Here is a 25,232-nt window from a genome sequence, read left to right on the forward strand (position 1 = left end):
CCTGACAAACGTCAGGCCTTTTTATTTAGGTTTTATTTCTTAGTGTTCTTAAGCATTAATGCCATTGCTAAACCGAATAGTTCAATCACAAAGAATGTAATGAAAACGACATGGAAACCACCCATTTGGGCAATTGCATGGCTCATTCCCTTAGCAATGTTGTTGTTCATCACATTAGATAAAATCAATGTAGCAACCAAGACACCGGTTGATCCAAGAATTTGTCTAAATGTTGAAATAACCGCTGTACCATCTGAGATTAAATCCTTTGGTAATGAGTTAGCACCCATTGTAACGGCTGGCATCATCACAAAGGCGTTTCCACCTTCAATGATTGCTGCAATTACCATCATTGGAACTAGACCCAGTGTGGCACCGGTGATACTCAATACTAACCATCCGGCTAGAATCATGAACATCCCTGTTAGCATGGTTGATTTGAAACCAATCTTATCTGCTAACTTACCAGTTAATGGGTTTAACAAACTCAATACGATGGCACCAGGAGCTAGCGCTAAACCAGAAACGGTCTTGCTTACTCCCAATACGTCTTGGTAGTAAAGTGGGAAAATGATTGTCACAACAATTAAGGCAATGTATGAAGCACCGGTTAAACCAACTGATAGGTCGTAGTTAAAGTCCTTCAATACTCTTAATTGTAGTAGTGGTTGATCCATCTTGAATTGACGAATTGCAAACATCGCCACCATTAAGATACTTACAACTAATATGATAATGGCTTCAGTCAAATCAATGTTGGTCTTACCAATCATGTTAACCACGTATAGGATACCAATCAAACCGACTGATAGGATGACTGATGGGAAGTCTAGGTGACTTTCCTTTTGTGGCATAACATTCTTAATTGCAAATAGTGAAATTACAAATAGAACTGAAATGATAACGGCAAAGACGATGAATAATCCACGCCATGCTGAGAAGTGGAGAACGATTGCTGAAAGAATTGGACCACAAGCAAGTGCTGAACCCATGATTAGGCCAGCAAATCCCATGGTAGTCCCCCTTTTTTCTTCCGGTGTAATGTATAACAACACTGATTGGTATGATGGGAACAAGATACCAACAGCGATTGCTTCCATTGCACGACCTAACATCATTACTGGGAAGTTAGGTGCAGCTACCACAATCAAAGTTCCGATATCAAAAATTGCTAAAATCAATAAAAATAATTGCTTAAACTTAACGTTGTTAAGTAACCATGGACTAACCGGCATCATGACACACATGATTAGCATAAATCCGGTTGTTAGCCATTGAACAGTCGAAGCATCAATTCCAAATGAGCTCATTAAGGTAGGATAAGCGGTTGAAATTGATGATTGGCTCATTGACATTGTAAAACTACCCAAAAGTAATACAATGACGAACAAAAAACGATTGTATGGTTTACCATTTAAATCGTAATTCTTCAAAACCTTCATCTCCTAATTTAGAATCATTATAATTTAATACTTTTTCTATTTTATAGATTTAGGTTAAATAAGTAAACTATTTTGCTTTGCTTAATTTTCGTCGAACAGAAATCTTGCGATAATGTGATCAACGAAGATGTTGTGGTGCAAACGACTGTGTTGACCATTAACCCCATTAACTGGGATTTCTTCGTAGTTCTTAGCACGTTTACCAATCAAGTACTTCAATGACTTCGCTGAAGCCACTGATACAACACCGTCTGAATCTTGTTTTGAATTGTCGTTTCCGTAGATGTTTAGTACTGATACATCCTTAGGGAAGTTCTTACAATCATTTAATAGTGTTTGATATGATGGGAACCACTTGTTTGATTCTGAGTAAATCATTGGTTTACCTTGTGAATCAACATAATTATCTGTTCCCATGCTACTTAACTTAATGACCCCGTCATAAGGTCCGGCGATTGAAACAAACTTTTGTAGCTTTGGCATGTCTTCATCTTTATCGTACTTAGCAGCTGTATCTAAGATAGTAACGGCCCCGGTAGAGTGACCAACAGCGTTGTAGTACTTAAATCCATAGTGATCTCTTAGTTTCAATAGGATTTCGTGTAGCCAGCTAACTTGTTTATCTACTGGTGTGAACTTCTTTTGGAAAATAACTTGAATAATTGGCTTTCTGGTATTTAATTGAAGTTTTCCTTTGTAATCAATTTTTCCGTCCTTATCCACTAGGATGACTAATGAACGGTTACCTCCATCACGTGATGCAATTGTTGCCAAGTGATTCGTAGATTTTCTAGACCCACCCAATCCATGGACATACAATGTTGGTGTGTTTTGGCCACCTCTAGATGATCGAGACATTAATAGGTTGTCACTTCTAATCGCAAAGAAAACTGCGAAAAATGCGACAATCAATGTCACAATAATCAAAATAATATTGGTCTTAGCTGTTTTACTCAAGATGATTCCCCTCTCTTTTCTTCTACCCTCTATCATACTAGAAAATCACAAAATTTACATCCATAATTATGTGCATTAATTAGCCAAATCTAGTAATTTGTAGTAGATTATAGGTATAGACTAAATATGAACGAATAAAGGAGAATTTATTTTGATTACACTCAAATCACCACGCGAAATCGAAATGATGGCCAAATCCGGTGAAGTCTTAGCTGGCGTTCACCTTGGCTTACGTGACATGATCAAACCAGGTCTAGACACTTGGGAAATCGAAGAATTTGCTGACAAATACATCACTGAACATGGTGCAAAAGCATCAGAAAAAGGTTTTGAAGGCTACAAGTTTGCTACTTGTGTCTCAGTTAACGACGAAGTAGCTCACGGAATTCCACGTAAGGGCCTAAAGCTTAAAGATGGTGACATTGTTAAGGTTGATATGACCGTTAACAAGGATGGTTTTGAAAGTGATTCTTGCTGGACTTATGCAGTTGGAAACATCTCAGAAGAAGACCAAAAGCTAATGGACGTATGTAAGGAAGCTCTATACCGCGGTATCGACCAAGCCGTTGTTGGTAACCGTTTAGGTGATATTGGTTTTGCTTGCCAAGACTTCATCGAAAACCAAAACCACATGGGTGACGTTCGTGAACTAATCGGTCACGGAATTCAACCTACTATGCACGAACAACCAAACGTTCCTGCATACGGTGAACCTGGTAAGGGTCTACGTCTAAAGGAAGGTATGACCATTACCATTGAACCAATGGTTAACCTAGGAACTTGGGAAATCACTGACAGATACGATGCTAAAGACGACTGGACTTACTACGTATCATCAGATGGTACTAACTCAGCTCAATACGAACACACCATTGCAATTACCAAAGATGGTCCAAAGATTCTAACCTCACAAGGCGATGAAATCGACGAAAAGTACAAACTATAATAAATAAAAAAGCCTCGTAAGATAATTCTTACGGGGCTTTTTATTTTGGTTGATTTAGTCTAAACCGTTAACGCAGTGTTCAGGCTTTTCACCCTTTAGCACGTGGTTTACTTCACTACTTGCCATGTTAGAAATCTTAGTAAATGATTCTACTGAGAATCCTGAGTTATGTGGGGTCATGAAGACGTTTGGTAGTTTTCTTAGTTCACTGTCCATTGGAAGTGGTTCTTTTTCGAACACATCTAGACCTGCTCCGGCGATTTCACCAGACTTCAAGGCTTCGATCATGTCTTGTTCGTTAATCACTGCACCTCTGGCAAAGTTAACGATAAATGCTGAATTCTTCATCATCTTGAATGTATCTTTATTAACAGAACCGATAGTTCCCTTCACTGCAGGTAGATGTAGTGAAACGAAATCAGAACGTTTGAATAGTTCATCCCATTCAACGAATTCACCGTATTCTGAAGTCTTAGGGCTTCTGTTCCAGATTAATGTCTTAACACCGAAACCAGAAAGCATCTTGGCAGCTTGTTGGCCAATGTTTCCATAACCAACGATTCCAATTGTCTTACCCTTAATATCGTGTGATGGGTGATGGAATGCGTATGAATCATCACCTTCACGCATTTTTTGAGAAACAGTGTATAGATTCTTAGATAAAATTAAAATATCGGTAACGGCACATTCAGCAACCGCCACTTCGTTTCCACCAGGTGTGTTGGTAACGTAGATTCCACGTTCCTTACAGTGGTTTAAATCAACATTATCGTATCCCACACCAAAACGTGCGATAACCTTTAGGTTAGGCATTTGGTCGATAGTGTCATTGCTTAATGGAGTCGCATTAATTACCATTCCATCAGCATCTTTGTGTTGAAGTAGAGAGTCTGCGTATTGATCTTCTAATTCCACTACTTCAAAGCCATAATCCCTAAGTGGTTCGCCTAAATAATGAGCAAATTCTTTAGGAATAATTACTTTTTTAGCCATTTTCTCTTCAACTCCTAATTTTTTATAACATATAAATATTATCACAAAAAAAGCCACTACATGGATTTTTTATATCCATTAGTGGCTTTTAGCGACTTTAATGTCTATTGATTGTGTTCTTGGGCCATAGGATTAGTTTACCCTTAATGGCACTCTTTCGTTCAACAGTAACTGGTTTCTTCCCGCGACGTGGGGTCCATCTTGGATTTCTAATTACGGTAGGATCATTTTTAATCATCTTAAAGACTGACATAATGATCAAGATGCAGACGAACATCAATGGGAATCCGGCTAAGGTACAGAACGTTTGAACTGTCTCAAATCCCCCAACGACAACTAAACTGAATGAGAATAGGATAAATACAACTACCCAGGTCATTCTGTTAACACGACTAGGTTCTTTACCAGGACCAAGTGGCAAACTGGTAAATGAAGAAAGCACGAATGCTGAAGATGAGATCGTAGTTGCCAAGAAGATGAAACAGGAAATAAAGTAAAATGCAAACATGACATACTTCATAGGTAAGGTTCCAAGAACGGCTGAAATCACAGCAGCTTGCCCTTGCGTATTTAAAATATGCGTTAAATTCAATGTACCGGTCTTTTGTAGCCATAGTGAGTAACCACCAAAGACGGCATAAAAACTCATGCATCCCAAAGCACCATAGGTAAGCATCCCCATGACAATTTGTCTGATTGTGCGTCCCTTGGAAATCTTAGCAATGAATAGTCCCATGAATGGCATGTATGATAACCACCAACCCCAATAGAAAATGGTTTCTTGTTGGGCGATACCGGGACGACCGTTTGGCACGGTATTCATACTCATTGGAATGAATTTTTGAATCAATAATCCGACACTGTTTGTTTCTGAATTTAGAATGTATACGGTTGGACCAACTAGCAAGACGATTGCTAAGAAAATAATAGCGGTCCAAATGTGGGCATTACTTAGTTTATCAATTCCACCGTTTAGTCCCTTAAAGACGGTTAGTGCAAAGATAATAAATAATACCAAGAATAATCCTAGTTTCATATTTAGATTATCAGGAATTCCGGTTAAAGAACTTAGGACTTTGGAAATGATTGGAATTTCCAAACCTACGGAGGCTCCTACCCCTCCCATGATTCCAAATACTACTAGTAGGTTGACGATTTTTCTGGCAATATTTTGCCAAAGTTTTTCACCATCTAAGATGGTAATCGCATCACTTAGAGATTGAATTTTGCGTTTCTTGTTATACATCATATAACCAATAGCAATCGTGGGTGCCGCAAACATCAACCAGGCCATTGGACCCCAATCATATTGACCATACATGTGAGCTAAGTTGTAAGCAGTCACTGAATATGGTTTTACAGATCCTTCTGGATGTTGAACGTATCTCAATGGATCCACCATGCTAAGCATTAGAATACTTGCATCGATGGCGGTCGCAAAGACCATTGAACCCCATTGGAAGTTCTTGTACACCGGCTTATCCGTTGGTTCACCCAAACGAATATTGCCATACTTTGATAACATCAAATATACAAAAAACAAGAAATTGATGATGTAAATCCACATGTAACCCCAACCCATATTGCTGGTTACCCAGTTCAATACGTTGTTAAGAAGTCCTTGTAGTGAAGAACCACCAATTATCAAAAATACTGAAACCCCTAAAAATAATACGACAGTAGGAATAAAGACGAGCTTGTCGATATTTTTACTTTTAAAAATAATAATCCTCCTCTGAGATTAAACACAAAAAGCTGCACAAATAAGTGATTCGTATATAACGAATGACCATCTGCACAGCTTTTCTAAGGTTATACAAATTAAATTCGAATTATTTTTGCATTTCAATTATATTATACACAAATAACAATTTATGTAAAATGTGGCCGCACGGGCGTTTGAAAAGCATATTTTAATTCCTATTTGACCGTTTTAATAACACGAGCTGGATTACCTACAATAACCACATTGTCGCCAAATGATTTGGTAACAACTGACCCAGCTCCAACGACAACATTTTCACCCAATGTAACACCGGGTAATACAGTCACATGTCCTCCTAGCCAGCAATTATCACCGATGGTAATTGGTTTTCCCATTTCAACATCGGCCTTTCTTTGGTCTGGGTCCAATGGATGTACCGGTGTGTACAATCCAACGTCTGGACCAAAATAACAATGATTTCCAATTGTGATTGGGCATGTGTCCAACAATGTTAGGTGGTAGTTGGCGTAAAAGTCGTCTCCAACATGGATGTTGTATCCATAGTCGAATTCAACGCCGGTTTCAATCCATAGATTCTTACCACTGTCGCCAAGTAACTTGGCTAGTCGTTGGTTTTGTTCTTTATTATCTGATAGTGAATTAATGGCGCTTAACTCTTTTCTAACAACACTACGTCTTTGTTGTAACTCTTCGTCGTATTGTTGATAAGGTTCTCCTGCCGTCATTTTTTCACGTTCTGTTTTCATATTTTGCCAGCTTTCATAACTTATTCAATTATTATTGTATCATATGAAATTATTTATCAAAAAAACCTAAATCGCGAAGGCTCTTCTCGATGTCCGATACTGATTTATCCTTGTCGATGTATTCCTTGGCCTTTTCTTGTTGTTTTGGTTTGGGCTTTGGTTCTGCCACCTTTGGTTTAATTGCTAGTTTTTCTGCTAAATCAGGATCAATTTTTCTAACCTCATCATCTAACAACTGTTGAACAGTAGTAATTGCTTTATCGTTATTATCAAAACTAGCGTTCACAAATTTGATGGTTTTAAACTTTTCTAAGACCTCAGCCAATTGTTTGATCTCTTCGACATTGGTGATGACTTCACCGTTAAAACTTTGCCAGTCATGGGTCTTGGCGTACGCTAGCTTCTCATCGTTGATAGTTTGTGAAATGTACAAAGAAGGTGTAATTACTTCGACTTGTTTTGAGTTTAAATCCATTTCAACTAACTTTTTTAAACCATTGATAACAGATACCAATTGCATCTTGGAATTATTAATACCTTGCACTCCACCGCTATTGGTTGTTAGTTCGTCATCAAAGTCGATGCAATAAGCCCAAACGGACGGACCGTTGGAAGCGACGTATTGATTCAAACCAGAAGCATTAATGTGCTTACCGTGTGCGTATAATTTAACGACTTCTTCGACATTTTTTTCTGCTGTTTTTGGTTGTTCAAATGTCGAATGAACGATTGTCTTGCTTGGTTGATTTAATTTCATATCATCCATTTTTTCGTTCAAAAGTTTATCAACAAAATTGTTTCCAGAGTTATCCGCATGACCCTTAGTCCATTTAAAGTTTAAGTGCTTAAATTGGCCTAGTAGTGCTGATAGTTGCATGAATTCATTTTTGTTTTTGATTACTGTTCCATCGCTTTTCTTCCAACCACGACGACGCCATGAGTTTAGCCATCCCTTAGTGATTGAATCTAAGACGTATTTGGAGTCCAATATAGCGTCAATAGACTCATTTTGCCATCCCTGGTCTATGATGTACTGCAAGGCGTTAACTAGCCCTAAGACTTCCATTTTATTGTTTGTAGCACCGAATTCACCGTCTGCTGCATAGTGTTGTTTTTTACCATTGCGCAAAATTAAATATGCCCAGGCGGCCTTGTCGTCGTCCTTTACGTGTTGGCCGAGCTTGTTTCCGTGGTTTCTAGATCCACCGTCACTATATAGTGTAATTGATCCACTCTTGGTCATCCTAGGCGCTACCTTTTTGGCAGATTGACCTAATCCCATGTAGGCCTTGGCTTCTGATTGGGTCTTAAAACTTTTATATTCGGCGCCGGGAAAACCGTTAACTTGGTTCTTACATTCGTCCCAAGTCTTATAGATACCGGGCTTTTTTCCTTTTCTTACTGCATAAAATTTACTAGCCATCTTTTTCTCCTTTTATGTACAAAAAAAGACCCAGAAAATCTGAGTCCAAAAGATTATTTAGCAGGCTTTGACTTCAAGAATTTTTGTAAGTCAGCAACTTCTTTTTGTTTCTTGTTACGCTTGTTGTTGTTGATTGGACGACGTCCTTGAACACCATTTGGATGACAAATTCTCACTAGAGACACCCCTTCCTGTTAACCATAAATTAATTAGTACCATTATAATATAAAGACGGTACCTAACGCAAATTAGAATTATTCACTCATTATTATATAGATATTGTTTACAATTTACAAGTTTGTGTTAAAATAACTTCAATTTAATAATAAGAGGTGGCAATTTTATGACAAATGATTTTCCCCAAGTTTTAACCATTGCAGGTTCAGACAGTGATGGAAGTGCAGGAATGCAAGCCGATTTACATACTTTCTTTATGCATCATACTTACGGTGCTTCCGTAATTACAGCGTGTGTTGCAGGTAACTCATTTGGTATTCATGACAGTGTCTCTATGCCAGTTTCATTCATCAACCAAGAATTCAAAGACTTAGCTGATGACTTTAAGATTTTAGCATCAAAAACAGGAATGTTAGCCGATGCTGAACTTATTCGTACCGTAGTTGAAAACTACAAGAAATACGATTTTGGTCCATTAGTTGTAGATCCTGTTATCATGACTAAACATGGCGCTATGTTACTTGAACAAGCCGCTTATGACACTTTGAAGGAAGAACTAATTCCTTTAGCCACAGTCTTGACCCCTAATTTCTACGAAGCGCAAAAGTTAGCTGACATGGAAATTAACTCAGACGAAGACACCAAGGTTGCCGCCAAAAAGCTTCGCGAATTAGGCGCTAAAAACGTTATTATTAAAGGTAAACACGTCGCTGGTGAAACAGACGTCGTTAAGGATTACGTCCTATTAGAGTTTGGAGAAGACTTCTGGATCGAAGGACCTTACTACCATACAGAACATAAGAATGGTACTGGTGATTCTCTATCAGCAGCCATCACATCTGAAATTGCCAAAGGCACTTCCATCGCCGACGCTATTAGAATTGCTGACGACTATGTCGACAAAGCAATCAAAAACGAAATTTCAGTTGCTCACAAATTCGGTCCAATTAACCACTGGGCTCAATAAAAAAGAAGACTCGCATAAGCGAGTCTTTTTTATTACCATTTATCAGGACTCCACATTCTACCGTCCAATTCGTCTTGGGCTTGTTGGAGTCTTTTTTGTTGTTCTTTGTTAATATCTTTAATCCCATCTAAAAAGGATAACAATTTAAAACTAGTTTCATCTTTTTTTAGTTCTTCGATTTGTTGGTCCAACCATTCGTTTTGACTAGCCATTATTCATCATCCTCCTTCTTGATTAAATCAATTTCCCATTTTAATTCGTCCAATTGGTCGTAATTAGATTGAAGATAATCGATTAAGATATCCATTCTGGATTGTTTATCCTCGTCCAATGATTCCTTTAAAACAGTTAATTGATCGATGTACCATTTTTGCAAACTGGTAAAGCTGTCGAAGTTATCGTTAGTTAAATAACTACGGTAATCAATTAAGAGTTTTTGTTTTTGTACATCGGTCATGTAGGCAAACTGTGAAATGACAAACGGCTTCAAGAATTTCATTTGGCCACGTTGTGCAATTGCTTGGTATGGTTTCAACAATTCAGAGATACTAAAACCTTCCCTACCACCAACCTGGTAGTCCTTGATTGGATCACCCAATGTGGTGATGATACCCATTTCTTTACCCTTCAATGCCCCCTCTTGTTCATAGGCGATGAAGTTCTTGGTAAAAACATCATCTTCATACTTCTTCATCAATGCTGGTGCACTGTACCAATACATTGGAAATTGAAATAAAATACGATCGTATTGTGCTAATCTTTGTTGTTCTTGTTCTTTATCAAAAGTAAAGTCTGTTTGGATATTATCTAAAACGACCCAATCCACATTTTCAATATCAGACTGACATTGTTTTAAGAATGCTTCGGTCATTGAATTATCATATTCAGGATGTGATACTAACACCAAAGTTTTCATATTCGTTCCCTCGTTTCTTTAATAACACTATTTTAAATGATTTTGCTTAAAATTTACACTATAACGAATTTACGTATATTTAATATTAAAAAATTGTAATTGTTCGTATATTTTAAAATTATTTTTTTAAAAAATTTTCGCTATTTTATAAGAATCCAAGGTGTATTAACGCTTGAAAATGCCTTTATATCAATAGTTTATACACGATGTATATTATTAAAAATAAATAAAATTATTATTCTGATATTAGTTGACATCACCCCCTATTTCGGGTATATTATTACCAATGTGTTACATAGTTTCGATTGTTAAGGTTACTTGTTTTATAGTTTTATGAAATAACCCCTTGATTCAGGCTTTTGATACATTAAGATTTTATAACGCACGATATGTGCAAGGAGGTTTCATATTATGAAACAAGGTACTGTTAAATGGTTCAACGCTGATAAAGGTTACGGTTTTATCACTACTGAAGACGGTGACGTATTCGTTCACTTCTCAGCTATCAACAAAGAAGGTTTCAAGACTCTAGAAGAAGGCGAAAAGGTTACATTGGACGTTGAAGACGGCGACCGTGGACCACAAGCTGCTAACGTTACTCCTGCATAAGGATAACCTCTTAGTTAACTTTTAGTTTAAAAAGAGATCAAAAGCACCCGAGATTTTCTCGGGTGCTTTTTTATTGTATAAAAATAAAAAACTTCCTATCAATTACGATAGGAAGTTAGTTAATCTTGAAATGCATGTACTTAGAAACGAAGATTACCAATGATTGAATTGGTTCCTTCATTCCATCCTCAGTCCAAGTAATAATAATTTCTGTTAATCCACCGGCAATCAATGAAACTAACATTTTGGAAGATTCTTCTCTGGTTTCCAAAACATTTTCATCGATTAAGTCGGAAATATAATATTTTAGTCGTTCTAATAAGATCATTGATAAATCATTTTTCATAATCATTTCCATCATGTCTTGATCCTCTTTGACAAGTTCGAAGAAGATGGTCGCGATATCGGTTAGATTGTGTGACTGACTTGATGCTAAACGTTGGATAAACGTGGTAAATGAGCTATCAAATCTGTAAATAATGATATCTTTTTTATTATGAAAATTTCGATAATACGTCATTCGTGAAACATCAGCTTGTGCACAGATATCTTTCACATTAATTTCATCAAATGGCGTGGTCTTAAGTAGTTCGAACATTCCATTAACAATTTTATTCTTTGTTGCAAATTTATCTCTCATAAACTTTTGCCTCACTTCAGTATATTTATGAATATATACGAAATTGGGTTTAAATGCAAGTTAAGTCGCCCTTCTTTACTTTTGATAAATTATCAAAGCATAATTTTTAACAAATAGAAACATAAGAATTATAATGTAATTGAGCTTTAAAAATAAGGAGGAAATTTATTATGGCAATGACTGCTGAACAAAAAGTAAACGATAGAGAAAGAGTATTGGACACACCAATGAACAAGGAATTCGATTGGTCAGATGATACTACACCTGTTCGTGACGCTTTATGGAATCATTACATGGAAGAAGATGGCAAGGACACCATGGCTACTGAAGCTAAGATGCACCCTTACCTAGACATGTCTAATGATGAAGTAGCAGCAAACGCTGAAAAGCTTCTAAAGAAGTAAGCATTTGCTATTAATTTCGACGCTTAACAAAGCTCAACTTACTTATTAATAAGCTCAACTGGTTATAACAACGCCACAAAAAAGACTTGATGCTAATCAAGTCTTTTTTTAGCTTCATTTAATTGTTCATCGCTTAGGACTTCACTGGTAAATCTTTGTAATGGTGTAAATTCATGACGATCCTTGAACTTAACAGGTTCGTAGTCAACAACTGCCACTAGCATATTGTTTTCAGTTAAAAATAGCTGACCGACACCCTTGAATTTACCCTTAGTATGCTTCCCAGTTCTCCAATCATGAAGTTTGAATTCACCATTGTCGTCCTTCTTAATTACATATTGGCCTGATTGGTCTTCATCAACCACGACACCAATATACCGATTTACTTCATATTTTCCCTTCATATCAATCACCTTTCCTATACTTTACCATAATTACAGTGATATATGTGATATCATTGAATTACTTAATTTAATTTAGGAGATGTTCGTTATTCGAACTGTTAATACATTAAAAACAAGAGTTATAGCATTAATCTTTGGGTTATTATTAAATGCTTTTGGAAATGCCCTTACAATTGTATCAGGATGTGGTTCCGGTATCTGGACCGCCGCATGTGTAAACATCCATCAATTGTTTGGTGTCGACGTCGGAATTATGATTTTTACGTTTGGAATTATCAATGCTTTAACCAACCAAATCTTGATTAAACACATTGATGTCTTACGTTTTGTTGAAGAACTAATCTTTATTATCTTCTTCAGTTCATTCATTCAAATCTTTACCAATTACTTTGAATCATTAGGTTGGAATCACCTATCAATATATATTAGGATACCAATGGCGTTGTTTGGGGTTTGCTGCTTCTGTACAGCCATCTCACTATACCAACGTGCCAACATCTTCATGCATCCCAATGATGATACAACCAACATTCTTCGTTTCGATTACTTAAACGGTAGTGCCATCAAGTCACAACTATTGGACTTCGCACCACCTATCACAATCATTTTAATCTGTGCGATTTTCTTACATCGTATTTACTCTGTAAGCATCGGTACTTTATTCTCAATCGCATTTAACGGGATTTTGATTCAAACCGCTGACAAGTATGTTTTCCCATCTCTAAAGCATAATGAAAACATTAATACCCAACTTCAAAAACATTTTGAAAAATAAAAAAGAAGTGTTTCATTACGAAACGCTTCTTTTTATATGCTTTTTCCATCTTAGAATTAGATAAATCATAATTCCCGCAATCAATCCCATCCAGCTAAATACAGTAACCCATAGTAAAGCTAATAAGATTGGTGTTGCATGATAGTAAATTTCTAATTTGTTATGACCAGGCTTTGAGTTAACAATCACACTACCGATTTGGGTTTGCTTAACATTGTTAATGTGCTTACCGTTTAAAATCAGATTAGTGTCATCATACTTAAAGATTGGTAATTGCATTGATTTGTTGTCGTCTGAGTCATTATCCCAGGTTAACAATAAGTGACCATTACGTTTGATTGTCTTAGTGACTTCACCCTTATAGTTGATGATTTGATCACCATAGTTACCATATGGATGATAATCAAAGTAGTTATAGGCGGTCATCTTGTATTGAACCGGCAAGTAGTCCGGTGTGGCCTTTGTTAACATCTTAAGAACTGCACCAGTATCGTGAGATGACAAACTATCTATAATGGCGTTGGTGTCCGTCGTTTGATAATGCAGATTGTAATCGTTTTGGACTACCTTAGGTGAGAAGAAGTGGTGCACACCTTTTCTCACTGGTCCACCCGCATCGTAGATAATGAAGAAGGTTAACATCAACAACGCGTAATTCTTAAATGAATTGATCCATTGTTTTTTTGAAGTATCGTTAATCATGATTCCAGCACAGATTAATAACAAGATAAATGGAATTACGACAAAACGACGTGGCATTTGAATTAGGTATGAAATGCTTGGAAACTTCTTGTCTAGTGGACCCCATGGAAATAGGACTGAGGAAATCCACATGAAGAATAACCCGGTAATAAAGATAATCTTTCGAGACGAGCTAATCTTTTTGAAGTTAATCGCAAAGTAAATCGCCACGATGATAAACCCAATTGAGTAAATTGGTGGTAACACGAAGACGTCCTTACCAAACAAGGCAACCGAATCCTCATACATATCAAGTTGTGGAGCCACCCCTAACGCATGGTTAGTGAGTGATATTTGCATCATTCCGTACCAGACGTTGGCGGTCAAACACAATGTTAGTAAAAATGACAAGATGGCGTTACGCCACATTTTTAACTTTTCATCACTATGAATTACGCCATAGATAAACATCGGCACTAGTGCTAATGCACCAGTCAAACTGCTCAGCATATGGGTTTGTAACAGAATTGACATTGGAATCGCTAGTTTTAATATGTTGATTGATTTGTAATCAACCATGTCAAAACCGGCAGCTAGTAACCAAGGTAATAATGCAGCACCCCAGCCAGTGAATTGCATCCCTACAACCCATCCCATGATCAAATAAGATGACATGTAAGCAATGCCGACAAAGAGTGCATATATTTTCTTAATGTGAGTTCTAATTGCTAGGTTATACATTGTCATTCCGCTGACACATAACGTTAACAATGAGGTGACAATCTGATATCTTACCCAATTGCCGGTAATCAAGAGAATTAAACCATTGAAATAAGCCGCTAATGGCCCATATAACGCGTTAATAATTCGTCCTGACTGTTGGTATCCATAAATGGATATAAAGTAACTTAAATGGCCAGTTTTTAGTTGCATCGCCGCATCGTAGAATCGATTCATATGAAAAATGGAGTCAACTCCTAAAATATACGATCCGGTCACGATTTGTGGCAACATAATTAACACGGCAACCAAGAAGATTGACATGTATGGCCAAAACTTAATCGCTTTTTTCATCGATATTCTTCCTTAAACTATAATTTACAAGTTCAATATTAACACATAAAAAAGAAGCGAACCTTAAAATTAGGCCGCTTCTTAGTGTAATATCAATATTTTTTAAGCTTCGCTATGTTTATCAATCGTTAATTTACGATGTGACTTTTGTAAAATGAAGATTGCTAAAATAACTAGAACCGCACCGACAATTTCAATAAAGCTAATTGAAATTTGGAAGAAGATAATACTTAAAATAAAAGTAACCACAGGTTGTGTTGCGTCGACTAGACTAACAACTTCTGATGGTGCGAAATTCAATGCATGTAGCAATAGCATGAATGGAAGAATTGTTCCGAATAGAATAATCCCACCAACTCCGAATACGATACCAGTAGTTAAATGTGGCATGTGCACCCAGATTGGTTGTTTTAAGTTAAAGATAATTCCAGCAATTAGAGTACCCCAACCTAGAATTACCATTGGTGAACTTTGACCAACAATTGGGCGTGGTAGCACAACGTATAGCGCTGCAGTTACACCAGATAAAATTCCCCAGATTAATGATGCAGGAGTAATTGAAAGTGATGAGAAATCACCCTTAGTTAGAGATAATACAACCCCTGCCAAAGCAATTACGAAAACCATGATGTCAATTGGTAATGGTTTTCTGTGTTGGAAGATGATTGATCCCAACAGAATAAATAATGGTGCTAAGTATTGCAAAATAGTTGATGCATTGGCATTACCAGTTTGTACACTCATGTAGAAAGTGTATAGATTGGCACCTAGACCAAACACCCCGTAAGCCACGATACAAATGAATGATTTCCATGACTTAAAAACATTGAAAATGTGTCCTCTATAAACAATTGCAGAAATAATTAATAACACAATTCCAGAGATCATGGTTCTAGTTGATAAGAACCAGTTAGCTTCCAAATGTTCTGTTTGAGATACGAATTGAAGAATTGTACCTGAAACACCCCAAAGTGCTGAAGCTAAGAAAGCCCAGAAGATACCTTTCATGACATTAGTCTCTAAAAGGCCTGTTTCGTTTTCCATATTTTCACCCCATATAAAGCTATAATTCCAGTAGATGTAAAGTTTTCTTACTTGAAACCTATATTAAAAAGATATCACAAGTAAGAAAGCTTGAAAATAGAAAAAGACCATTTCCACGAAATAATACGTAAAAACGGTCTTTTCGATAACTTTTTTTATACAAACTATCTAATATCTGGGTCGTCCTTATCTCTCTTTTGGTGAGATCTTTGTAGGAAGTAGATAGATACGATAATGATGATTGCACCAAGTGCTTCGATTGGTGTTGGAATCAAGTGGAATACAATCATACTTAAGATGATAGTAACCACTGGTTCTACGGCATCAACGATACTTGAAACTTCTGATGGAGCAAACTTCAAACTGTATAGAACAGCTGAGAATGCGAAGATAGTACCAACTAAGATAACTCCACCGATACCTAAAACGATACCTGGTGTGATCTTAGGAGCATCAGTCCAGAATGGGTGGTATGCGTTAAAACCGATACCAGCAATCAAAGTACCCCAACCTAGAACAACAAATGGTGAGTTTTCCTTTGATAGTGGCTTTGGAACTGAGTAGTATACGGCAGCTGAAACAGCTGAAAGTAAACCAAAGATAACGGCAGTCAATGGAACAGATAGTTCACCGATGTGACCGTTAGTGATAATCAAGAATACCCCTACTAGAGCTAGTAAGAATGAAATAACATCAGCCTTTAGAGGCTTCTTCTTCATGAATACTAAACCATATAGAACAATAAAGATTGGTGCTAAGTATTGTAGGATTGTGGCAGTAGCAGCGTTACCTTCTTGAATACTTACGTAGAAAGTTGACATGTTAACCGCTAAACCAAAAATTGCGTAGATAAATAATCTAATGATTGATTCTTTTGACTTCCAAACATCAAAAACATGTTTACCAACGTGAATTGAACCAATAGCTAACAATAAAATACCTGCAAATAATGTACGAACTGAAATGAACCATTGAGTAGGAACTGCTTCGTTTTGAGCAACGAATTGCATGATAATTCCTGAGAAACCCCATAGGGTTGAAGCCATCGCAGACCAGAAAATACCTTTCATAACGTTTTCAGTCGTTGTATGTTGTTTTTCCATTTATAAAACTCCCCGTTTATTCATAATGGCAAAAAAATTGTCATTATGATTTGTTTGAACGGCTATGTTTAATTCCATAACCAAAATAAATACATAATCCTCCAGCAAACCAGATGATTGCTAAAATCCATGTATCAAGTGGTAGTTGTGTTAATAGGTATACACAAGCTATCGCAGATACGATTGGTAAGACTGGATATAATGGAACCTTGAATCCATCATTTTTAATGTCTTTACGTCTTCTTAGGAATAAAATCCCAATTGACATGAATGTAAAGGCAATCAATGTCCCAATATTAACTAGGCTTGCTAGCTTATCTAGTGAGAAAATCCCACCCATTAGGGCGATCACAATTGTTACAAAGATAACACTGTGAATTGGAACGTTCTTCTTAGTGTCTATTTTACTCAAGTTTTTAGGTAAAAGTCCATCACGACCAATGGAGTAAATTAGACGTGAACTACTAAATACCATGTTTACCATCATTGTAAACATACCTGCTAGCGCACCCAATGAAATTAAAATTCCAAGTTTGTCCAAGTGAATCATTTGTAGTGCAAATGTTACTGGATCTGAAACGTTTAATTTTGTATAAGGTACAATTCCTGTAAGAACAATTGAAACTAGTATGTACAAGATTGTACAAATAATTAATGTCCCAATAATTCCGATAGGCATCGTTTTTTTAGGGTTCTTTACTTCACCTGCAGAGGCAGCAATAACATCAAAACCTAGGTAAGCAAAGAACACTAATGAAGCCCCTGTGAAGACCCCACTAACACCGAATGGCATAAATGGGTTCCAATTAGTAGGCTTAACAAAGAATGCCCCGGCAACTACAAAGACAATAATGATCGCAATTTTTACTAAAACCATTATGTCGTTTAAACGTGTGGATGATTTAACACCCCTAGTTAAAATCCATGAAATCAATAACACTACTAGAATCGCAATCAGGTTAACATATGTGCCGTGATTCGGATCATAGTTAGCTGATAAGGCCTTTGGCATGTGGATTCCGAAATTAGCCAGTAATGATTGTAAGTAAGCTGACCAACTTGATGCAACAGTTGCTACTGAAAGCATGTATTCAAGAATTAATCCCCATCCTATAATCCATCCAGTAATTTCTCCGAAGACAACGTTACCGAATGTGTATGCACTCCCTGCAACCGGTAATGCTGATGAAAATTCAGCATAACACATTGCGCAAAGTGAACATACGACTGTCGCAATTACGAATGAAAGGATGATTCCTGGTCCAGCGGTTGTAGCTGCAACCGTTCCTGGTATTACGAAAATTCCTGCACCAATAACCGCGCCGATTCCCATCATGATTAAATCTTTAGTGCCGATAGTTCTTTGTAAATTTTGATCCCTATCGATGAACTTAGCCAATGATGTCTTACGATTCACCTTAGACAGAATATTCATAAAAATCCCCCTTTTTTACATGAATAAATAAAAACCGCACTAGTTCTCCTAACTAGTGCGGTAAAAAAAGCACTAGAAAGAATAACTGCTTACCAGTCATTTTTCTAGTGCTTCCGAAGTTTTCATAGCGAAATAATCTCTTCTACGTACTATACTAAACGACTAGTTCAGATTAAAGAAGAAATTATTATTATCTTGTTTTATTGTCAGAATACAACAAGCAGCCATGATTGAACCTCCAATTTTTATTCGTTCATTTATTTGTAATAATCTTACCGAAAATATATGGAGAATGCAAGTTTTTTATTTATCTTTAGCTCTTCTTTCCTTTAATTCAGCGTTTAATGATTCCAAACGCTTATTAAGAATCAATTGGACTTGTTGATTTTTTCTCATATTATCGTTAGTTTTCTTAATTAATTCTTCAATCTCGGTGTTAGTGTAGCCAGACATTTGCTTTTGCATAATGTAGGTATCCTTGTAAGCGCTGCTTACGATATCGTAACCACGTTTTCCTAAACTAACTAATCCACCAGCAGCATCGTGCAGACTTGGTCTTTGACTGAAGTGATCGATGTGAGTCATTAGCTCGCGACTAATGGTGTTGTTCCAGAAACTAATCAATGATCCAGCAAAGAATGCGGTGAAGATGGTCATAATTCCAAATGGTCCGGATACTAGAATGGCCACAATCATGAAGATAATGTCTTGAGCACTTCTGACCTTTCTGTATTGGATGTGTGTCTTTTCAGAAATAATTGGTGCTAATGCATCATAAGGAGATACCCCTAATTTGGTAGCCATGTAGATAGAAGTACCTAATGTAAACACTAAAATACCGACAAGCGCATCGAAAATCATCATTGGAATACTAATCTTTCCTGGGAAAATCATTGAGTAAAAAGTACTGAAGTATTCAATTTCATATCCCACTAGGACCATGTTAAAGATGGTTCCTAGCCCAATTTGTTTACGATCGAAAATTAAAACGATAATGAATAATACTAAGTTAGCGAATAGTTGAAATGAACCCAATGAAGTTCCTAACTTGGTAGCCATCCCTGCATTCATTGCGGTGAATGGGTCAATACCGACATGTCCTGAGCGCATAAAGGCGGCACCTAAAGCAATTAAGGTAACCCCTATTAATGACATAATCGCACGTAAAAAGAAATCTAGCGGCTTATTAATAACGTTTTTTGAGTTATCGTATGAAATATTTTCCATAATTTTATACCTTCTTAATGTTTATTATTTCAATTATGATTGCGCTTACATTATAACTCTTTTATCATTCTAAATGAAATAATTTATACAAAAAAGACGATGGTAAATCCATCGTCTCTCATTCGTATTATTTTCATCTATTCTTTATCGTCAGATTGGCCATAAGTCAATTTAATTAATGCTGAAATTAGCATTGGAATGATAAATACTAGGATGATTAATCCAACAATTACCCCAATAGCAACTTGAATTAGAGTTAATACTCCTGATGGCATTAGAGCTGCAAAAGTACCACCTAAAATGATAGCTGCTGAGATAACTACCGTACCGATCACGGCACAGGCATGTTGAATTTGTCTTTCAGGTGTAGCGTCAACGCTACCGAATTCACGGTATTTCATCATCAAGAAGATACTGTAATCAACACCTAATGCGATTAGCATTACGAAAGTGAAGAATGGTGTGTTCCAAGTTAGGAACTTTTCACCTAATACAGCAGAACTAATTAGCTTAGTGATGCTTAGTGATGAAATGTAAGCAATGATTAGAGTACCTAAGATGTAGAATGGTTGAAGAATTGATCTGGTAATAACCATTAATGCAATCATAATTCCGATAACCATGATAACTGCAGTTCTCAAGAAGTCAGAACTTGCGATGTGGTGAGTATCAGAAGTAGTTGCGGTTTGACCACCAATTGCAACCACACTGTGATCTAATGAGGTACCTGAGATATTGTTGTATACCTTAGTTTGTAGGTTATCAACTTGGTTCATTGCACTTTCAGAGTTAGGGTCCTTGTCTAGAACAACAGTGATCTTAGCGGTCTTCTTATCTTCTGATAGATAAGTGTTAACTGAACGCTTGAATGTGTCACTCTTTAGGACGCTTTCTGGAATGTTGAATGAATCAGAAGCTTGTGAGTTTGATAGAGAACTTAGGTAAGAATTAGCACTACCCATTCCCTTTTCAATTTTATCTAAACCAACGCCAGCCTTCTTTAGCTTGGCTTGGGTTTCTTTCAATTGAGCGGCTAACGCCTTGGCATTGTCACCGATACCTTGGGTATTTGAAGCAATGCCTTGTAATTGTGATTGTAAACCACTCATTAGTGTTTGTTGCTTAGTTGCGCTTTGTTGTAATAATGCACCTACAATTTGTAGTTGTGCTTGGCTTAATGGTTGACCCACTGAAGCCATCTTTTGTTGTAATTGAGTCAATACAGCTTGACCATTGGTACTACCAGTTTGACTACTCATTGCTTGAATATTCTTTAGGTATTGGCCAATTGTCATGGCTGAAGAACCGATGTCTTCCAATGGAGTAGCGTTGAATGATGAGTTCTTAGTACCTTGTTTGATGGTACTAATACCCTTCTTAGCTGTCTTCATCTTGGAATTTAATGTTTCTAGTTGGTCGTTTACGTAAAGTTGGTTAATTGGCATACCACTTGGTTGAGTGACTGATGCCACAGTCTTTACGCCTGATTGTTTACCCAATTGTTGGGTTAGTCGATCAATTTCATTCAAGTCTTTTTCGTTATTTAGCTTGTGGTCGGACTTAATGTAGATAGTTGAAGGTTCAGCAGTCCCCTTTGAGAAGTGCTTTTGAACAGTCAATAGTCCTTGTTTAGCGGGAACGTTGTTTTGTAGTTCCACACTGTTGTCGTAGTTTAGGTTGTTTTTGTAAGTAGCCATGAATGGAACAGTTACAACTAGTACCAAGACGATAGCAGGAATTGCCCACTTGGTTGACTTGTTTGATAAGAAGCTCCATAGCTTGTTTTCACCTTCACCCTCGAAGTTCTTTGATGGCCAGAAGATGTTCTTACCTAGAACTGACATGAAGAATGGGTTCAATGTTACCAATACAAGTAATAATACGGCCACACCGACAGCCACACCAACGGCTGATTGGTAAATTGAGAACTTAGCTAGTGCTAATGTTGCAAAACCAATCAATACTGATGTACCTGAGTATAGGATGGTCTTTCCGGCAACTTTTCTTGCGTCGATGGTTGCTTGGATTTGATCCTTACCCCTACTCAATTCTTCCTTAAATTGGTTGTATAACAAGATGTTGTAGTCAGTACCGATACCGAATAGTACAACTACCATGAATACACGAGTGAAGTTTGAAAGTGGGAAACCGAAGTATTGAACAAGGTTCATCACAATGCTCAATGAAACGATGAATGAGACCCCCACAGTCAATAGTGATACCAATGGCACGATTGGTGATCTAAATACAATAATCAATACGATTAAGATAAATACAGCGGCGATAACTTCAGTCTTTTGAATTCCTTCTTGTGTAGAAACTCTAAAGTCATCGTTTAGGATATCCCCACCTGTAACGTAAGTCTTCACTCCATTGGTCTTAACAGCATCCTTAAGTTGGTTGTTAACACTTTGGATTGAACGCTTCTTAGTTACGTTTAATTGCACAATTTCAGTGGTCTTATCCTTGGAAATTAATTGCTTCTTAGTTGCGTCGTTATCAAATGGTGCAGTTACACCCTTGATACCGTATTCGGACTTGTTGTCCTTTAATTTTTGAATTGTAGCATCGATTTTCTTTTGGTCACTTGAAGTGATTTTACTATTACCGTTGTTGAAGACAACAACTGTATCCATGGTATTACTAATACCATGACCCCAATGCTTTTGAATGGTTTCAGCGACTTGGCTTTGTGAAGTAGCTGGAATCTTAGTTTGGCCCTTTTGTGCTACTAAGTTAGACATGTTTGGTAAAAAGACTACACTTAGGATTACTACAACCAGCCATGCAATCAAGCTACCAGTATACTTCTTAATAAACTTTGGCATTTGAATTCTCCCCCTTATTTTTTGATATTAATTAAATCTTGAGGCGCTGTTCTTTGCGTCGTTTTAATGATTTCAGCGATTTCACTAGGAGACTCTGGATGTTCTTTGCTCATCCAATAAACAACAATACTCATCAACCTATCCAAAATGATTTCCATCACATAATCTTTGGGAATTCCTGGGTGGAATTCGATTTCAGAAGGTGCAGCATGAAATGATTCAACAATCACTTCTTTAAACATCTTCTTAATCTTACCGATTAAATATGGATCACCGTCTGGGCATAGCAATGCAGACAATAATTTGGAATTTTGGTAAAAGTAATCAAGTGTCTTAATTACTAATTCAGATGGAGTATTTTCACTATTTTCAGAAAACGCCTTTAATTCTTCTGGAACAATAGCATTTAAAATATCCTGAATTTCACCTAATAAACGTGTTTCTGTCTTTGACAATAAATCAAACTTATCTAAATAATGAATGTAAAACGTACCACGACCAATTCCGGCTGTTCTGGTTAAGTCAGTAACATTTAAATTATTGAAACCCTTAGTATGAATCAATTCAATTAAGGCTTCAGTAATTTGGGACTTGGTTTGGATTGTTCTACGATCTTGTTTAACCATACCTACGTCTCCCCTCAAAAAATCACTTTATCTAATAATTCAATTACATTATAAAAACAACGTGCTGAGAAAGTCAACACGTTGTTCATTATCTTTTTTATTTTTATTCGTTTTTATTTCCTAAAGCCAGGATAAATACCGTGCTTAACACCAAAATTCCACCAATAACTTCTGCACCATTAAATGATGTATTGAGGAAAATGACGGCCCCAATGGTAGCTGATAGTGGTTCAAACGTATCTAACATCCCTGCTACTGTAGGTGAAATGAATTTCAAACTATTGATGAAACAAATAAATGACATCATTGTTCCAAAGAAGACAATAAATCCGACACCCAATACAGTTCCTAAGGTTAGCTTGGGTACATCCACCCAGAAAGGATGAACGATGGTAAAGATGATTCCACCGACTAGCATTGCCCATCCGACAACCACTAGTGTTGAAAAACGTTTCAATAGGTTTACCGGTAGCATCGTTTGAATTGCTCCCGCTAACGCTAACAATAGTCCGGCAGTTAGTGCTGGGGTGGAGATTGCTAACTGGGTTAGATGACCCTTAGTCACCAATAACCAGGTTCCGATTAGTGCAACCAATACGGCGGTTGCTTCGTACTTGTTTGGCAATTGATGGTAAAAGATGGCGGTAAAGATAACGATCAGTACCGTTCCCAAACTTTGTAGCACAGTCGCCGTTCCGGCATTACTTAGGTTAACTGTCACTAGGTACAAGTATTGCACAGCAGCTAGACCAAATACGGCATAGGCAGCAAACACACCCAGATTCTTTGGCTTCTTCCAAAGATCCATTACGGGTTCTTTTTTAACGAAGTTAGTGAATAGTAGAATCACAATCCCTGAAATTCCCATCTTAATTCCCATTAACCATTCCGGTGATAGGTTATTATCTTGGAATAAAAATTGTGATACTGGACCTTGAATCCCCCAAAGAATTGCCCCAGTTACGGCTAGAATTCCACCGATTAATCTTTTTTGCGCTTGTGTCTTATTTTCCAATCCAATTCTCCATTTCTCTTGTTGTTTAATACTATTATAGGACAAAAGAAAAAGCGTTGTCATTAAAGACAACGCTTTTTTCTGAATAGTTAGTATAACTAGTCTTTGTAGTTAGCAGGAGAATCGTCCCACTTATCTACAGTATCTGTCATTTTACCGGTAGTGTGCCATTCAAAATCAGGGTACCATAAACTACGCTTTTGCTTGTCGATACCTTCGATGGTCTTCATGTCATCTTCTGATAACTTGAAGTCAAAGATATCTGAGTTTTGAATAATTCTTTCTTCATGTGATGACTTAGGAATGGTTACAACACCTTTTTGCCAGTCCCAACGAAGAATTACTTGAGCGACTGACTTGTTGTACTTGTTAGCAATCTTCTTGATTTCTTCATTAGATAAGGCTTCCCCACCACCAAGTGGTGACCATGCTTCTAGTTGAATACCAGCATGGTTATTGAATTCTAGGATATCCTTTTCTTGGTTAACTGGATTGAATTCCATTTGGTTAACGGCAGGAACAATATCACTGTGATCTAGTAGGTTTTGTAATCTTTCGTTATCGAAGTTTGAAATACCGATAGCTCTAATCTTACCTTGGCGGTAAAGTTCTTCCATTGCCTTCCAAGTATCAATGTACTTGCCATCAACTGGCCAGTGCATTAAGTATAAGTCAATGTAAGTTAAATCTAGACGTTTTAGTGTACCATTTAAGGCATTAATCGTACTTTCATAACCTTGATCACCGTTAAATAACTTAGTTGTGATAAATAAGTCTTTACGGTTTTGTCCGGTTGCAGCTAAACCTTCTTTAATTCCTTCACCAACACCAGTTTCGTTACCATATTGCTTTGCAGTATCAATTAAATGGTAACCCTTGATGATTGATTCTTTAACTGATTCTTTAGCACTTGTATTATCTGTCTTCCAAACACCTAATCCAAGACGTGGCATTTCAACGCCATTGTTTAGAGTGGTTGTTTCTTCAAGTCCTTCTAATCTGTTCATAGAAAATTCAGCCTCCTATTTCTTAAGTTCAACTTTATGGTAAAGCCCCTAGAATTAATTTTCAAGA

Annotated in this window: 25 protein-coding genes; 5 read left to right on the forward strand and 20 right to left on the reverse strand. The window is 36.9% G+C overall.

What is annotated here, in order from left to right; all coding sequences use genetic code 11:
- Positions 1-32: 32 nt before the first annotated feature.
- Together RZ55_RS05560 and RZ55_RS05565 are read right to left on the reverse strand one after the other, a co-directional pair.
- Entirely contained in the window at positions 33-1,433 is a 1,401-nt protein-coding gene (locus tag RZ55_RS05560; protein WP_431354843.1) for an MFS transporter, read from the reverse strand.
- Positions 1,434-1,523: 90 nt separating this feature from the next.
- Positions 1,524-2,399: an alpha/beta hydrolase gene (locus tag RZ55_RS05565; protein ID WP_057175940.1), complete on the reverse strand. Its 876-nt coding sequence runs from the start codon at positions 2,397-2,399 to the stop codon at positions 1,524-1,526.
- A 151-nt stretch (positions 2,400-2,550) separates the two neighbouring features.
- Here RZ55_RS05565 and map point away from each other — a divergent pair, with 151 nt between their 5' ends.
- A complete protein-coding gene (gene map, locus RZ55_RS05570) occupies positions 2,551-3,345 on the forward strand; it encodes a type I methionyl aminopeptidase (RefSeq protein ID WP_034532573.1) in 795 nt (264 codons plus the stop codon).
- A gap of 54 nt (positions 3,346-3,399) precedes the next feature.
- Here map and RZ55_RS05575 read toward each other — a convergent pair whose 3' ends face one another.
- The 5 genes from RZ55_RS05575 to RZ55_RS07325 all read right to left on the reverse strand — a co-directional run bounded on the left by RZ55_RS05575 (position 3,400) and on the right by RZ55_RS07325 (position 8,409).
- Entirely contained in the window at positions 3,400-4,338 is a 939-nt protein-coding gene (locus RZ55_RS05575; protein ID WP_057175941.1) for a phosphoglycerate dehydrogenase, read from the reverse strand.
- A 97-nt stretch (positions 4,339-4,435) separates the two neighbouring features.
- Positions 4,436-6,025 carry a BCCT family transporter gene (locus tag RZ55_RS05580; RefSeq protein ID WP_054605804.1) on the reverse strand — a complete coding sequence of 530 codons (1,590 nt, stop codon included), beginning with the start codon at positions 6,023-6,025 and terminating at the stop codon, positions 4,436-4,438.
- Positions 6,026-6,258: 233 nt separating this feature from the next.
- Positions 6,259-6,810 (reverse strand): sugar O-acetyltransferase, encoded by a 552-nt coding sequence (locus tag RZ55_RS05585; protein WP_057175942.1) that lies wholly within the window; start codon positions 6,808-6,810, stop codon positions 6,259-6,261.
- A 49-nt stretch (positions 6,811-6,859) separates the two neighbouring features.
- The gene (locus RZ55_RS07330; RefSeq protein WP_081034521.1) at positions 6,860-8,233 is read right to left on the reverse strand and encodes a viroplasmin family protein; all 1,374 of its coding nucleotides are present in this window, start codon (positions 8,231-8,233) and stop codon (positions 6,860-6,862) included.
- A 53-nt stretch (positions 8,234-8,286) separates the two neighbouring features.
- The gene (locus RZ55_RS07325; RefSeq protein ID WP_257719910.1) at positions 8,287-8,409 is read right to left on the reverse strand and encodes a hypothetical protein; all 123 of its coding nucleotides are present in this window, start codon (positions 8,407-8,409) and stop codon (positions 8,287-8,289) included.
- Positions 8,410-8,576: 167 nt separating this feature from the next.
- Here RZ55_RS07325 and thiD point away from each other — a divergent pair, with 167 nt between their 5' ends.
- Entirely contained in the window at positions 8,577-9,377 is an 801-nt protein-coding gene (thiD, locus tag RZ55_RS05595; RefSeq protein ID WP_057175943.1) for a bifunctional hydroxymethylpyrimidine kinase/phosphomethylpyrimidine kinase, read from the forward strand.
- A 32-nt stretch (positions 9,378-9,409) separates the two neighbouring features.
- Here thiD and RZ55_RS05600 read toward each other — a convergent pair whose 3' ends face one another.
- Entirely contained in the window at positions 9,410-9,589 is a 180-nt protein-coding gene (locus RZ55_RS05600; protein ID WP_034530555.1) for a hypothetical protein, read from the reverse strand.
- Positions 9,589-10,293, reverse strand: coding sequence for an NAD(P)H-dependent oxidoreductase (locus RZ55_RS05605; RefSeq protein WP_057175944.1), 705 nt, complete (start codon positions 10,291-10,293; stop codon positions 9,589-9,591). Before RZ55_RS05605 ends, RZ55_RS05600 begins: the two co-directional genes overlap by 1 nt.
- A gap of 411 nt (positions 10,294-10,704) precedes the next feature.
- Between RZ55_RS05605 and RZ55_RS05610 the strand changes: the two genes are divergently transcribed.
- On the forward strand, positions 10,705-10,902 hold the full coding sequence (locus tag RZ55_RS05610) for a cold-shock protein (RefSeq protein ID WP_034530568.1): 198 nt from the start codon (positions 10,705-10,707) through the stop codon (positions 10,900-10,902).
- A 115-nt stretch (positions 10,903-11,017) separates the two neighbouring features.
- Here RZ55_RS05610 and RZ55_RS05615 read toward each other — a convergent pair whose 3' ends face one another.
- The gene (locus RZ55_RS05615; protein ID WP_034530570.1) at positions 11,018-11,542 is read right to left on the reverse strand and encodes a TetR/AcrR family transcriptional regulator; all 525 of its coding nucleotides are present in this window, start codon (positions 11,540-11,542) and stop codon (positions 11,018-11,020) included.
- A 176-nt stretch (positions 11,543-11,718) separates the two neighbouring features.
- Here RZ55_RS05615 and RZ55_RS05620 point away from each other — a divergent pair, with 176 nt between their 5' ends.
- Positions 11,719-11,946 carry a hypothetical protein gene (locus RZ55_RS05620; RefSeq protein ID WP_034530575.1) on the forward strand — a complete coding sequence of 76 codons (228 nt, stop codon included), beginning with the start codon at positions 11,719-11,721 and terminating at the stop codon, positions 11,944-11,946.
- 92 nt (positions 11,947-12,038) lie between these two features.
- On the opposite strand, the gene RZ55_RS05625 is transcribed toward RZ55_RS05620, so the two are convergent.
- Positions 12,039-12,350 carry a DUF7671 family protein gene (locus RZ55_RS05625; protein ID WP_057175945.1) on the reverse strand — a complete coding sequence of 104 codons (312 nt, stop codon included), beginning with the start codon at positions 12,348-12,350 and terminating at the stop codon, positions 12,039-12,041.
- A 79-nt stretch (positions 12,351-12,429) separates the two neighbouring features.
- Here RZ55_RS05625 and RZ55_RS05630 point away from each other — a divergent pair, with 79 nt between their 5' ends.
- Positions 12,430-13,125: a hypothetical protein gene (locus RZ55_RS05630; RefSeq protein WP_431354844.1), complete on the forward strand. Its 696-nt coding sequence runs from the start codon at positions 12,430-12,432 to the stop codon at positions 13,123-13,125.
- Positions 13,126-13,140: 15 nt separating this feature from the next.
- Here the strand turns inward: RZ55_RS05630 and RZ55_RS05635 are convergent, their stop codons facing one another.
- The 9 genes from RZ55_RS05635 to RZ55_RS05675 form a co-directional block, all read right to left on the reverse strand.
- Entirely contained in the window at positions 13,141-14,880 is a 1,740-nt protein-coding gene (locus RZ55_RS05635; RefSeq protein WP_057175946.1) for a hypothetical protein, read from the reverse strand.
- A 102-nt stretch (positions 14,881-14,982) separates the two neighbouring features.
- Positions 14,983-15,924 carry a DMT family transporter gene (locus RZ55_RS05640; protein ID WP_034532436.1) on the reverse strand — a complete coding sequence of 314 codons (942 nt, stop codon included), beginning with the start codon at positions 15,922-15,924 and terminating at the stop codon, positions 14,983-14,985.
- 164 nt (positions 15,925-16,088) lie between these two features.
- Positions 16,089-17,027, reverse strand: coding sequence for a DMT family transporter (locus RZ55_RS05645; protein ID WP_057175947.1), 939 nt, complete (start codon positions 17,025-17,027; stop codon positions 16,089-16,091).
- A gap of 43 nt (positions 17,028-17,070) precedes the next feature.
- Positions 17,071-18,462, reverse strand: coding sequence for an amino acid permease (locus RZ55_RS05650; RefSeq protein ID WP_053792958.1), 1,392 nt, complete (start codon positions 18,460-18,462; stop codon positions 17,071-17,073).
- Between the two features lie 303 nt (positions 18,463-18,765).
- A complete protein-coding gene (locus RZ55_RS05655) occupies positions 18,766-19,689 on the reverse strand; it encodes a YczE/YyaS/YitT family protein (protein WP_053792959.1) in 924 nt (307 codons plus the stop codon).
- 137 nt (positions 19,690-19,826) lie between these two features.
- The gene (locus tag RZ55_RS05660) at positions 19,827-22,517 is read right to left on the reverse strand and encodes an MMPL family transporter (RefSeq protein ID WP_057175948.1); all 2,691 of its coding nucleotides are present in this window, start codon (positions 22,515-22,517) and stop codon (positions 19,827-19,829) included.
- A 14-nt stretch (positions 22,518-22,531) separates the two neighbouring features.
- A complete protein-coding gene (locus RZ55_RS05665; RefSeq protein ID WP_034532431.1) occupies positions 22,532-23,143 on the reverse strand; it encodes a TetR/AcrR family transcriptional regulator in 612 nt (203 codons plus the stop codon).
- Positions 23,144-23,246: 103 nt separating this feature from the next.
- Positions 23,247-24,158, reverse strand: a complete 912-nt coding sequence (locus RZ55_RS05670; protein WP_054483813.1) for a DMT family transporter — start codon at positions 24,156-24,158, stop codon at positions 23,247-23,249.
- 98 nt (positions 24,159-24,256) lie between these two features.
- Positions 24,257-25,165, reverse strand: a complete 909-nt coding sequence (locus tag RZ55_RS05675; protein WP_057175949.1) for an aldo/keto reductase — start codon at positions 25,163-25,165, stop codon at positions 24,257-24,259.
- Positions 25,166-25,232 lie beyond the last annotated feature (67 nt).

Source organism: Apilactobacillus kunkeei (genome assembly GCF_001421115.1).
Lineage (GTDB): Bacteria > Bacillota > Bacilli > Lactobacillales > Lactobacillaceae > Apilactobacillus > Apilactobacillus kunkeei_F.